Raw genomic sequence first — 12,155 nt, 5'->3', positions numbered from 1 at the left:
CACGACCGTCGCCCCTCCCGATGGACGGGCCCGGATTCTGGTACCCTGGACTGTCACTCGTGTGGCTGTTTCGCCATGCTCTGTTGACATCGCAATCAAACTCCAACCGCTTCGGCTCGAGGCATCCGATCGCTCTTGCACGTCGGATGTCGCTGACAGCGTGAAGCCCGACACCCCAACCCAACAAGGACAACCCACTACATGACTACCGCAACGACCGCCCCGGCCATCAAGCAGGTCGCCATCAACGACATCGGATCTGCTGAGGACTTCCTGGCCGCGGTCGAAAAGACCCTGAAGTTCTTCAACGACGGAGACCTCATCGAAGGCACCGTCGTGAAGATCGACCGCGACGAGGTCCTCCTCGACGTCGGCTACAAGACCGAGGGTGTCATCCCCTCGCGTGAGCTTTCCATCAAGCACGACGTCGACCCCAACGAGGTCGTCAAGGTCGGCGACGAGGTCGAAGCCCTCGTTCTCCAGAAGGAGGACAAGGAAGGCCGCCTCATCCTCTCCAAGAAGCGCGCACAGTACGAGCGTGCCTGGGGAGACGTCGAGAAGATCAAGGAGAACGACGGCGTCGTCACCGGTTCGGTCATCGAGGTCGTCAAGGGCGGCCTCATCGTCGACATCGGCCTCCGTGGCTTCCTCCCGGCTTCGCTCATCGAGCTGCGCCGTGTCCGCGACCTCACGCCGTACCTCGGCCAGGAGATCGAGGCCAAGATCCTCGAGCTGGACAAGAACCGCAACAACGTCGTGCTCTCGCGCCGCGCCCTGCTCGAGCAGACGCAGTCCGAGTCGCGCACCACGTTCCTGAACAACCTGCACAAGGGTCAGGTCCGCAAGGGTGTCGTGTCGTCGATCGTCAACTTCGGCGCCTTCGTCGACCTGGGCGGCGTGGACGGCCTCGTGCACGTCTCCGAGCTGTCCTGGAAGCACATCGAGCACGCCTCCGAGGTCGTCGAGGTGGGCCAGGAAGTCACCGTCGAGATCCTCGAGGTCGACCTGGACCGCGAGCGCGTCTCCCTGTCGCTCAAGGCGACGCAGGAGGACCCGTGGCAGGTCTTCGCCCGCACCCACGCGATCGGTCAGGTCGCACCGGGCAAGGTCACCAAGCTCGTTCCGTTCGGTGCGTTCGTGCGCGTCGCGGACGGCATCGAGGGCCTCGTGCACATCTCGGAGCTCTCCGGCAAGCACGTCGAGCTCGCCGAGCAGGTCGTGTCGGTCGGCGAAGAGGTCTTCGTCAAGATCATCGACATCGACCTCGAGCGTCGCCGCATCTCGCTGTCGCTCAAGCAGGCCAACGAGTCCGTCGACCCGTTCGGCACCGAGTTCGACCCGGCCCTGTACGGCATGGTCACGGAGTACGACGAGAACGGCGAGTACAAGTACCCCGAGGGCTTCGACCCCGAGACCAACGCGTGGCTCGAGGGCTTCGACGCCCAGCGCGAGAAGTGGGAGCAGGAGTACGCCGCTGCCCAGGGTCGCTGGGAGGCGCACAAGGCTGCCGTCGCCAAGGCCCTCGAGGCCGAGGCCGCCGCTCCGGCCGAGTCCGCGTCGAGCTCCAGCTCGAGCTCGTTCTCCTCGGACAGCAGCGCCGGTGGCACCCTCGCCGACGACGAGGCTCTCGCGGCTCTCCGCGAGAAGCTCTCGGGTCGTTGATCCACGCTCGTCCCTGAGCACAGAAAGGGCCGGAACCTTCGGGTTCCGGCCCTTTCGGCATCCTCGGCGACGCTGGCGCGGATGGGCGCCGGACCGCGATAGCGTCGATGCATGACCGCTCGCGCACCGTGGACCCCGGGTGCAGGCGCAGATGACCGCACGCGCGAGCGCGTGACCGGCATCAACCAGCTCCTGATGGGGCTCGTCGCTCTCGTCGCGACGGTCGTGATGGCGCTCAGCAATGCGATCGTCGACGTCAACCTGCTTATCGCGGGCGTCGTGGTGGTCTTCCTGGCCACGGGCGTCGCGGTCGCGGTGCCGTGGAACAGACTTCCCACGATCGCCATCACGATCCTGCCCGCGATCGACATCGCCGCGATCGCGCTGCTCGAGATGTCGAGCCCCAGCTCGGGGTTCGCGCTGCTCTGGGTGTTCCCGGCGCTGTGGCTCGCCTCCTCCTTCGGGCTGTTCGGCACGATCCTCGGCATCGCCTTCGTCAGCGCCGCGTTCTGGATCTCCGGGGTCGTGGTGCCGAGCCCGGACTTCCGGCCCTCCATGGTCCTTCTGCCGCTCGCCATCGCCGCCATCGCCTTCGCCGGCTACCTCACATCGCGCCGCTCGGGTGCGCAGCGCCTCCTCCTCAGCAAGCAGGGCGAGGCGCTCAAGCGCACGCTGGATCGCGTACGACGCCAGGAGGTCCTCGTCACGGAGGTGCTGGATGCCGTCGACTTCGGCGTCGTCCGCATCGACGCCGACGGCACGACACCCGTCGCCAACGACGCCCACGCCCGTCTGCAGGGCGTCGCGGGCGGCGATCCGGCATCCGCGCGCAAGCTCTACGGGGCCGACGGCTCCACTCCGCTCGAGGAGGACGATGAGCCCATCGCCCGGGCGCGGCAGGGCGAGACGTTCGAGTCCGAACTGATCTGGTACGGCGCCCCCGGCACGCGGCGCCGCGCCCTGAGCGTGACGGCGCGACGCCTGCGCGGGACGAGCGAGTCCAGCGAGGGCGCCCTCGTCGTGTCCCGCGACGTCACCGCCGAGGTGACGGCGCTGCGCGCCCGCGAAGACCTCATCGCATCGGTTTCGCACGAACTGCGGACCCCGCTGACGTCGATCCTCGGCTACCTCGACCTGGCGCTGGACACCGACGACCTGCCGGACTCCACACGGTCGAGCCTCGAGGTCGTCGAGCGCAACGCGAACCGGCTGCTCACGATCGTCGCCGACATCCTCGCCGCCTCGGCCGACGCCCGCGGCGGTGTCGCGCTGTCCTTCCACCGCGAGGAGACCGACCTGACCGCCATCCTCCACGCCGCCGTGGAGGGGATCCAGGCGCAGGCGCGCGCCCGCGGCCTCACGATCGACACCACCGCGGTCGAGCAGGTCTCCGCATGGGTCGATCCGGTCCGCATCCGTCAGGTCGTGGACAACCTGCTGAGCAACGCCGTCAAGTACCACCGCGACGGCGGCAGCATCCACGTGAGCCTCACGGCCGACATCGACGACGGCTGGATCGTCGTCGGCGACGACGGTCCCGGCATCCCGGCGGACGAGCTCCCGATGCTGTTCGACCGGTTCTACCGTGCCGATGCCGTCCGCAACACCTCGACGCACGGCAGCGGCCTGGGGCTCGCGATCAGCCAGGAAATCGTCCGCAAGCAGGGCGGCGACATCACCGTGCGCAGCGCGGAGGGCGAGGGCAGCACGTTCACCGTCCGCATCCCGCTGCGCAAGAGAAGAAGGAGCGCCTGATGGGACTCGACGTCTTCACGGTCTCGGTCATGACGGCGGTCGTGGTCCTCGTGGCCGGCACGCTGTTCCTGCTCGAGACCTTCCTCCGCAAGGACGAGACGGTCGGCCGCATCTGGGCGCTCAGCTTCCTCGCCGGGATGCTGACCTCGGTCGCCTACATGATCTGGGCGCTCGACCCGAGCTCCATCTGGCCGACGGCCCTCGGCAATGCCGCCTTCGTCAGCTCCGCGGGGTGCATGTGGGTGGGATGCCGTCGCTTCAACGAGCGCGGCATCCTGATCGCTGCCTGCGCCGTGGCCGCCGGTGCCGTGGCGACCTTCGCGGCCGCGCTCATCGATGTCGCCCGCGGCGACTGGGCGGGGGCGTTCGTGATGTTCATCCTCATCGCCGCGTTCGCCGGTCTCGGGGCGGGCGAGTCGTTCAGCGGCGAGATGCGGCGCAATCGCAACGCGATCGGCCTCGCGGTCGTCCTCGCGGCGGAGAGCCTCTACTACGTCGCCCGCACGATCGTGTTCGTGACGCAGGGCACCGAGAGCGCCCTGTTCCGCACCTGGTTCAGCACGGAGTCCACGAGTCTCGTCACGGTCGTGCTCACGATCGTCGCGCTCTTGACGACCTCGATCCTCCGCGCGGGACTGGCGGGTGTCCGCGGCGTGAGCGTCACCTCCGATCTCCAGCGCACCGACGACGGCGTCCTGCGCGCCGACTCCTTCGCCCGGCTGTTCGGCGAGCTCGTCGTGCGGGCGGGCGTGCGGGGCGAGACCGTCGGGGTCGTCTCCGTCCGGGTCGACGATCTGCCGCAGATCACGACGGCGTTCGGGCGCGGCGAGGCCGAATCGGTCGCGACGGCGTGGCGTCAGGCCACCCGCCGCGCGGCCCCCACCCAGTCGTTCGTCGGCGAGGACGGCAACGGCGGGCTCGCCGTCGCGCTCCTCCCGTCGTCGCCGTCCGAGGCCCGGCACGTCGCCACCTCGGTCCGCGACGCCGTCTTCGACGGCGTCCGCGAAGCGCGCCTCAGCGTCCTCCCGATCGTCACCGTGGGGACGGCCATCTCGTCACGGCGCGGCATCACGACCGAAGACCTCATCGCCGTGGCCCGCGCCACGGCGGGGGAGACCGGGACCGACGTCGTGGACGTCGACGACGTCACGCCGTCTGCTGCCCGCTAGCCTCGTCGGTCACGCGCGGACGCTCCAGCATCGCCTCGATCCGCGCCCGCAGCTCGCGGGGACGGAACGGCTTGGTCACGTAGTCGTCCGCGCCGGCGCGCATACCGCGGAGGGCGTCGATCTGCTCCGAACGCGCGCTGACCATGACGATGTAGGTCGAGCTGACGGCGCGGATGCGCTTCGCGGTCTCGAAGCCGTCCATGCCGGGCATGCTGACATCGAGCGTCGTGACGACGGGGTCGAACTCCTCGACGAGAGCCACGCCCTCCTCGCCGGTGCTCGCGGCGTGCACGGCGAATCCGCCGCTGCCGAGGACCTCTGCGAGCAGAGAGCGGATGTCCGCGTCGTCTTCGACGACGACTGCGACGCGCTTCTCCACGTTCTCATCCTCCAGGACTCCACAGGAACCGGGGGAAGTGGAGTCGTGGGCGATGTTATCCCACGTCGGCCGTCGGTGGCTCCAGGCATGCCACGTGTGGACATGGAGGCCTCGGATCGAGCGACGCGCGCGCATGGCACGATGAGGGCATGGCCCTCGTCGCGCTCACCGGCGGAATCGCATCCGGGAAGTCCACCATCGCCCGCCGTCTCGCCGAGCACGGTGCCGTGATCGTGGATGCCGACCAGATCGTCCGTGAGGTCCAGGCGCCCGGCTCGCCCGTCCTCGACGCGATCGCCGACGAGTTCGGCGCGGCCGTCATCCGTCCGGACGGCTCGCTCGACCGCGCCGCCCTCGGCGCGCGGGTGTTCGGCGACACCGCGGCACTCGCGCGGCTCAACGCGATCGTGCACCCTGCGGTGCGGCGCGATTCCGCGCGCCGGTTCGCCGACGCGCTCGCCTCCGATCCCGGCGCCGTGGTCGTGTACGACGTGCCGCTGCTCGTCGAGGCGCGCGTCGACGACCCGTGGGAGCTCATCGTCGTGGCCCACGCGCCGGCCGACCTCCGCCGCCGGCGGCTCGTCGAGCTCCGCGGCCTGACGGAGGCGGACGCCGCCGCACGGATCGCCGCGCAGGTCGACGACGATGCCCGGCTGGCGGTCGCGGACGTCGTCATCGACACGTCGGGGACGCTGGAGGACACCCTCGCGCAGACCGACGCGCTGTGGGAGCGCCTGCGCCCCGGTCAGGCGCCCGGAACGGACGCGCGCCCTCTCTGACGCCGTCGGCGCAGCAGGAGCACGGCCCCCACGACGAGCCCGATCAGCAGCACGCCGGCGATCACCGGCGCGAAGATCGCCGAGGCGGCGAGGGCGAGCGAGGAGACGTCCTCGGCGGTCGAGAGGGCGGGCGCAGCGAGACCCAGGGTCGCCGCGTTGGCGACGGGGCGCACGGTCGCCTTCACGAGGTGCACCGCGAGGGCGATCGCGACACCGACGACGATCGGGATCCAGCCGTTGTCGGCGAACAGCGTCGAGGGGTCCTCGACCCGGAGCGTCTCGGCGCTGGAACCCGCTCCGAAGACGATGCCGCCGGCGGCGGGGCGGATGGCCGTCTGCAGGACATCGTTGACCGAGTCGACCGCGGGGATCTTGTCGGCGACGATCTCCACGACCAGGAGCACACCGGTGATCCACAGGGCGACATCGCTGGAGAGCCACGACCACCCGGCCGGGAGGTCGACACCCGCGACGAACCGGTCCACGATCCCGAGCAGGAACAGCGGCATCCAGGCGTTGAGGCCGGCCGCGGCGGCGAGGCCCGACCCGACGAGGAACTCCAGCACGCCCCCAGCGTACGCGGCCGGTGCCGCGTGGACCGGTCGCTGACCGCGAACACCCGCCCCACTGTCGCAGGCCCCGCCTACGCTGGATGGATGCAGACCACGAGATCCGTGCGCCCTTTCGAGGTCGTGAGCGAATACGTGCCCAGCGGCGACCAGCCGCAGGCGATCGCGCAGCTCGCGGCGCGCATCAACGCGGGCGAGACCGACGTCGTGCTCCTCGGCGCCACCGGAACCGGCAAGTCGGCGACGACGGCCTGGCTCATCGAGCAGGTGCAGCGGCCCACGCTCGTCCTCGCGCACAACAAGACGCTCGCGGCCCAGCTCGCGAACGAGTTCCGCGACCTGATGCCGCACAACGCGGTCGAGTACTTCGTGAGCTATTACGACTACTACCAGCCCGAGGCGTACGTCCCGCAGACGGACACCTTCATCGAGAAGGACTCCTCGGTCAACGCCGAGGTCGAACGGCTGCGGCACTCGACGACGAACTCGCTGCTGAGCCGCCGCGACGTCGTCGTGGTGAGCACCGTCTCCTGCATCTACGGTCTCGGGGCGCCGGAGGAGTACCTGCGCGCCATGGTGGCCCTCCAGGTGGGGGAGCGGTACGACCGGGACGCCCTCATCCGCAAGTTCATCGCGATGCAGTACAACCGCAACGACGTCGACTTCTCGCGCGGCAACTTCCGCGTCCGCGGCGACACGATCGAGATCATCCCGGTGTACGAGGAGTACGCCGTGCGCATCGAGCTCTTCGGCGACGAGATCGAGGCGCTGTACATGCTGCATCCGCTCACCGGCGACATCGTGCAGAAGCTCGACAGCGTGCCCATCTTCCCGGCATCCCACTACGTCGCCGGCACCGAGACGGTGCAGCGCGCCATCGGGACGATCGAGCACGAGCTGGAGGAGCGCCTCAAGGAGCTCGACGGGCAGGGCAAGCTCCTCGAGGCGCAGCGCCTCCGCATGCGGACGACGTTCGACCTCGAGATGCTGCAGCAGCTGGGGTTCTGCTCGGGCATCGAGAACTACTCGCGACACCTGGACGGGCGGATGCCGGGGGAACCGCCGCACACGCTGCTCGACTTCTTCCCGGACGACTTCCTCATGGTCATCGACGAGTCGCACGTCACCGTCCCGCAGATCGGGGCGATGTACGAGGGGGATGCCTCGCGCAAGCGCACGCTCGTCGAGCACGGCTTCCGGCTGCCGAGCGCGCTGGACAACCGTCCGCTCCGCTTCGACGAGTTCAAGAACCGCATCGGTCAGACCGTGTATCTCTCTGCGACCCCCGGCCGCTACGAGATGGGCATCGCCGACGGCGTCGTCGAGCAGATCATCCGGCCGACAGGTCTCATCGACCCGGAGATCGTCGTGAAGCCCTCGAAGGGCCAGATCGACGACCTGCTCGAGGAGATCCGGATCCGCGTCGAGCGCGACGAGCGCGTGCTCGTGACGACCCTGACGAAGAAGATGGCGGAGGAGCTCACCGACTTCCTCGGCGAGCACGGCGTGCGCGTCCGGTATCTCCATTCCGACGTCGACACGCTCCGCCGCGTCGAGCTGCTCACCGAGCTGCGCTCCGGCGTCTACGACGTGCTCGTCGGCATCAACCTGCTGCGGGAGGGCCTCGACCTCCCGGAGGTGTCGCTCGTCGCCATCCTCGATGCGGACAAGGAGGGGTTCCTCCGCTCCGGGACCTCGCTGATCCAGACGATCGGGCGCGCGGCGCGCAACGTGTCCGGCGAGGTGCACATGTACGCCGACAACATGACGGACTCGATGCGCAAGGCGATCGATGAGACCGACCGTCGCCGGGAGAAGCAGGTCGCCTACAACCTCGCCAACGGGATCGACCCGCAGCCGCTGCGGAAGAAGATCGCCGACATCACCGACGTCCTGGCCCGCGAGGCATCGGACACGGCCGAGCTCCTCTCCCGGAAGAACAAGTCCGGCAAGGGCAAGTCGCCGACGCCGCAGCTGCGCCGCGAGGGGATCGCCGCCGAGGGCGCGAACCAGCTCGAGGCGACGATCGGCGATCTGTCCAATCAGATGCTGGCCGCCGCGGCGGAGCTGAAGTTCGAGCTCGCGGCGCGCCTGCGCGACGAGGTGCAGGACCTCAAGAAGGAGCTGCGCGCCATGGAGCGCGCCGGGCACGCCTGACCGCAGCCGAGTCCGTCAGGGGCAGGTCATGAGCGGCTTCGGCCCCGAGCGGTCGAACGCGTGCGCCGACATGGGATGTCCGCACAGCGGACAGGCGCGCCCGGTCCGCACCGGCTCCGGCTCGGTGTCATAAGGGCCGACGGAGGCCGGACCGGCGATCGAGATGAGGCGCATGTTGAGGTAGGCGTACCAGCCCCCCGCGTCGCGGACGCGCGTGCGCAGCGGACGGGGGTCGGATTCATTTCGCGCCATGATGATTAGTGTACTAAATGATTAGATACACTGGCTCCATGGACCCCCGGGATGACCTGCTCAAGCTGGAGAACCAGCTCTGCTTCGCCATCGTGACGGCGGCGCGCAACGTCGTGTCGATCTACCGACCGATCCTCGAGCCGCTGGGTCTGACCCATCCGCAGTACCTCGTCATGCTCGCCCTGTGGGAGAGCGCCCCGCGCTCGCTCGGCGAACTGGCCGACGAGCTCGCGATGGAGCCGGCGACGCTATCGCCGCTCGTCAAGCGCCTCGAGGCGCAGGGGCGGGTCACCCGAGCCCGGCGTGCCGCCGATGAGCGCGTGCTCGAGATCGCGCTCACCGCGGAAGGCCGCGCTCTCCGGCAACGGGCGCTGGATGTCCCGGCGCAGGTCATGGCGCGGACCGGGCTGGATGCGATCGAGCTCGCGCGGCTGCGCGACGGCCTCGCCCCGTTCGCCGGGGCCATCCGCGCCTGACGCGCCCGCACGAGTCTCGCGGAGAGCGAAGTCCGAACCCGGTGTCCGGGGCCCGACCTAGACTTGTCCGGTGCCCATCGTCCCCGTCGCCAGCTCCTCGAAACTCACCGTCCGCGGTGCCCGCGTCCACAATCTCCGCGACGTCGACCTCGACATCCCCCGCGACGCGCTGGTCGTCTTCACAGGGCTGTCCGGCTCCGGCAAGTCCAGCCTCGCGTTCGACACGATCTTCGCGGAAGGCCAGCGCCGCTACGTCGAGTCGCTGAGCTCGTACGCGCGCCAGTTCCTGGGTCAGGTCGAGCGTCCCGACGTGGACTTCATCGAGGGCCTGAGCCCCGCCGTGTCCATCGACCAGAAGTCGACGAACCGGAACCCCCGCTCGACCGTCGGCACGATCACCGAGATCCACGACTACATGCGTCTCCTCTGGGCGCGGATCGGCATCCCGCACTGCCCCGAGTGCGGCGAGCAGATCCAGCGGCAGACGGTGCAGCAGATCGCGGACCAGCTCATGGAGCTTCCGGAGCGCACCCGCTACCAGATCGTCGCGCCCGTCGTCTCGCAGAAGAAGGGCGAATTCGTCGACCTCTTCAAGGAGCTCTCCGCGAAGGGCTACGCCCGCGCCGTCGTGGACGGCGACCTCATCCAGCTCGCCGAGCCGCCGACTCTCAAGAAGAGCTACAAGCACGACATCGCGGTCGTCGTGGACCGTCTCGTCGCGAGCCCCGACATCCTCAGCCGCGTCACCGACTCCGTCGAGACCGCACTCGGCCTCGCGGGTGGTGTCATGCAGGTGAACTTCGTGGACGAGGAGGGCGACGATGCGTGGCAGAGCTTCAGCGAGAAGCTCGCCTGCCCCAACGGACACGCGCTGCAGCTGACCGAGATCGAGCCGCGCACCTTCTCCTTCAACGCGCCCTTCGGCGCGTGCCCCGCGTGCTCCGGCCTCGGCACCCGCATGTCGGTCGACACCGACCTCATGCTCGGCGACGAGGAGCTCTCGATCAACGAGGGTGTCATCATCCCCTGGACGACGCAGGGCAAGGGTCTGTACCAGTACTACGAGCGCCTCCTCGCGGGCCTCGCGGACGACCTGGGGTTCTCCCTCGACACGCCGTGGCGCGAGCTCAGCCTCGACGCCAAGAACGCGGTCCTGCGCGGCGAGAACTTCAAGGTCACGGTCAAGTGGCGCAACCGCTACGGCCGCGAGATGCGCTACACCTCCGGCTTCGAGGGCGTCGTGCCGTACATCGAGCGGCAGTACACGCAGGCCGATTCCGACACGCAGCGCCAGCGCTGGGCGGAGTACCTCCGCGAGGTGCCCTGCCCCGTGTGCGACGGCGACCGTCTCAAGCCCGAGGTGCTCGCCGTGCTCGTGCACGGCCACTCGATCGCCGATGCGTCCCGGCTCAGCCTCGGCGAAGCGCAGGAGTACTTCGCCAAGCTCGAGCTGACCGATCGGGAGGCGCAGATCGCCGCGGCGGTGCTGCGCGAGATCCGCGCCCGCCTCGACTTCCTCATCCAGGTGGGGCTCAACTACCTGAGTCTCAGCCGTTCCGCCGGATCGCTGTCCGGCGGTGAGGCGCAGCGCATCCGCCTGGCGACGCAGATCGGCTCCGGCCTGACCGGCGTCCTGTACGTCCTCGACGAGCCGTCGATCGGCCTCCACCAGCGCGACAACCGGCGCCTGATCGAAACGCTCCTCAAGCTCAAGGGTCTCGGCAACACGCTCATCGTCGTGGAGCACGACGAGGAGACCATCCACGCCGCGGACTGGGTCGTCGACATCGGACCCCGCGCCGGTGTGGACGGCGGGCGCGTCGTGCACTCCGGCCCGCTCTCCTCGCTTCTCGAGGACCGCAACTCCCTCACGGGCGAGTACCTCAGCGGGCGGCGCGCCATCCCGACGCCCAAGCGACGGCGCAAGATCGACAAGAGCCGTCAGGTCACCGTCGTCGGCGCACGGGAGAACAACCTCCAGAACGTGACGGTCGACTTCCCGCTCGGGGTCCTGACCGCCGTCACCGGTGTGAGCGGCTCGGGCAAGTCCTCCCTCGTCAACGGCATCCTGTACGAAGTGCTCGCCACGCGCCTGAACGGCGCGCGCCGCGTCGCCGGCAAGCACACCCGCGTCACGGGCCTCGACAACCTCGACAAGGTCGTCCACGTCGACCAGGCGCCGATCGGCCGCACGCCGCGCTCGAACCCGGCGACCTACACGGGTGTGTTCGACCGCGTCCGTACCCTCTTCAGCGAGACCCCCGAGGCCAAGGCGCGCGGGTATCAGCCCGGCCGGTTCAGCTTCAACGTCAAGGGCGGGCGCTGCGAGGCCTGCTCGGGCGACGGCACCATCAAGATCGAGATGAACTTCCTCCCCGACGTCTACGTCGACTGCGAGGTGTGCCACGGGCAGCGGTACAACCGCGACACCCTGGCCGTGCACTACAAGGGCAAGAACATCGCCGAAGTGCTCGACATGCCGATCGCCGAGGCCGCGGAGTTCTTCGAGCCCATCCAGGCGATCCACCGCTACCTGAAGACCCTCGTCGACGTCGGCCTCGGCTACGTGCGGCTCGGGCAGTCGGCCACGACGCTCTCCGGCGGCGAGGCGCAGCGCGTCAAGCTCGCCACCGAGCTGCAGCGCCGCTCCAACGGGCGCAGCATCTACGTGCTCGACGAGCCGACCACGGGCCTGCACTTCGAGGACGTCAGTCTCCTGCTCAGCGTGCTTAACGGCCTCGTCGAGAAGGGCAACACCGTCATCGTCATCGAGCACAACCTCGACGTGATCAAGTCCGCGGACTGGGTCATCGACATGGGACCGGAGGGCGGTGCCGGCGGCGGGCAGGTCGTCGCGACGGGCACGCCCGAGCGGGTCGCGTCGGTCCCCGGCAGCCACACCGGCATGTTCCTCGCCGAGCTCCTGGGAGTCGAAGCGGCGCGCAAGGCCGGCTGAC

General features: G+C 69.3%; 10 protein-coding genes. 7 read left to right on the top strand and 3 right to left on the bottom strand.

The annotated features are described in order from the left end of the window. The first annotated feature begins 201 nt into the window (after positions 1–201). The 3 genes from rpsA to QZL85_RS11910 all read left to right on the top strand — a co-directional run bounded on the left by rpsA (position 202) and on the right by QZL85_RS11910 (position 4,586). Complete coding sequence (gene rpsA, locus QZL85_RS11920) at positions 202–1,662, top strand: 30S ribosomal protein S1 (protein ID WP_295576959.1); 1,461 nt, start codon at positions 202–204, stop codon at positions 1,660–1,662. A 111-nt stretch (positions 1,663–1,773) separates the two neighbouring features. Next, positions 1,774–3,417 carry an ATP-binding protein gene (locus QZL85_RS11915; protein WP_295576957.1) on the top strand — a complete coding sequence of 548 codons (1,644 nt, stop codon included), beginning with the start codon at positions 1,774–1,776 and terminating at the stop codon, positions 3,415–3,417. After that, complete coding sequence (locus QZL85_RS11910) at positions 3,417–4,586, top strand: hypothetical protein (protein ID WP_295576956.1); 1,170 nt, start codon at positions 3,417–3,419, stop codon at positions 4,584–4,586. The genes QZL85_RS11915 and QZL85_RS11910 overlap by 1 nt, the downstream gene beginning before the upstream one ends. Here the strand turns inward: QZL85_RS11910 and QZL85_RS11905 are convergent. Then, positions 4,564–4,965, bottom strand: a complete 402-nt coding sequence (locus QZL85_RS11905; RefSeq protein ID WP_295576954.1) for a response regulator transcription factor — start codon at positions 4,963–4,965, stop codon at positions 4,564–4,566. The genes QZL85_RS11910 and QZL85_RS11905 overlap by 23 nt on opposite strands. 149 nt (positions 4,966–5,114) lie before the next feature. Between QZL85_RS11905 and coaE the strand changes: the two genes are divergently transcribed. Further along, positions 5,115–5,744 (top strand): dephospho-CoA kinase, encoded by a 630-nt coding sequence (gene coaE / locus QZL85_RS11900; protein WP_295576951.1) that lies wholly within the window; start codon positions 5,115–5,117, stop codon positions 5,742–5,744. Here coaE and QZL85_RS11895 read toward each other — a convergent pair. After that, entirely contained in the window at positions 5,711–6,310 is a 600-nt protein-coding gene (locus tag QZL85_RS11895) for a DUF4126 domain-containing protein (protein WP_295576948.1), read from the bottom strand. The genes coaE and QZL85_RS11895 overlap by 34 nt on opposite strands. Before the next feature lie 90 nt (positions 6,311–6,400). Here QZL85_RS11895 and uvrB point away from each other — a divergent pair, with 90 nt between their 5' ends. Beyond that, a complete protein-coding gene (gene uvrB / locus QZL85_RS11890) occupies positions 6,401–8,470 on the top strand; it encodes an excinuclease ABC subunit UvrB (RefSeq protein WP_295576945.1) in 2,070 nt (689 codons plus the stop codon). Positions 8,471–8,485: 15 nt separating this feature from the next. Here uvrB and QZL85_RS11885 read toward each other — a convergent pair whose 3' ends face one another. Beyond that, positions 8,486–8,722 (bottom strand): hypothetical protein, encoded by a 237-nt coding sequence (locus QZL85_RS11885; RefSeq protein WP_295576942.1) that lies wholly within the window; start codon positions 8,720–8,722, stop codon positions 8,486–8,488. A 38-nt stretch (positions 8,723–8,760) separates the two neighbouring features. Between QZL85_RS11885 and QZL85_RS11880 the strand changes: the two genes are divergently transcribed. Continuing rightward, a complete protein-coding gene (locus tag QZL85_RS11880; protein ID WP_295576939.1) occupies positions 8,761–9,198 on the top strand; it encodes a MarR family winged helix-turn-helix transcriptional regulator in 438 nt (145 codons plus the stop codon). A gap of 70 nt (positions 9,199–9,268) precedes the next feature. Next, complete coding sequence (uvrA, locus tag QZL85_RS11875) at positions 9,269–12,154, top strand: excinuclease ABC subunit UvrA (protein WP_295576937.1); 2,886 nt, start codon at positions 9,269–9,271, stop codon at positions 12,152–12,154. Position 12,155 lies beyond the last annotated feature (1 nt).

This window comes from uncultured Microbacterium sp. (genome assembly GCF_900078385.1).
Taxonomy (GTDB): Bacteria; Actinomycetota; Actinomycetes; order Actinomycetales; family Microbacteriaceae; genus Microbacterium.
This window is presented reverse-complemented; position numbering and strand designations above follow the sequence as displayed.

Excerpts from the sequence above, each read along its gene's own strand:
- QZL85_RS11910 (WP_295576956.1), top strand. The coding sequence starts at position 3,417 with ATGGGACTCGACGTCTTCACGGTCTCGGTCATGACGGCGGTCGTGGTC.
- uvrB (WP_295576945.1), top strand. The coding sequence starts at position 6,401 with ATGCAGACCACGAGATCCGTGCGCCCTTTCGAGGTCGTGAGCGAATAC.
- QZL85_RS11885 (WP_295576942.1), bottom strand. The coding sequence starts at position 8,722 with ATGGCGCGAAATGAATCCGACCCCCGTCCGCTGCGCACGCGCGTCCGC.
- coaE (WP_295576951.1), top strand. The coding sequence starts at position 5,115 with ATGGCCCTCGTCGCGCTCACCGGCGGAATCGCATCCGGGAAGTCCACC.
- QZL85_RS11915 (WP_295576957.1), top strand. The coding sequence starts at position 1,774 with ATGACCGCTCGCGCACCGTGGACCCCGGGTGCAGGCGCAGATGACCGC.
- rpsA (WP_295576959.1), top strand. The coding sequence starts at position 202 with ATGACTACCGCAACGACCGCCCCGGCCATCAAGCAGGTCGCCATCAAC.
- QZL85_RS11880 (WP_295576939.1), top strand. The coding sequence starts at position 8,761 with ATGGACCCCCGGGATGACCTGCTCAAGCTGGAGAACCAGCTCTGCTTC.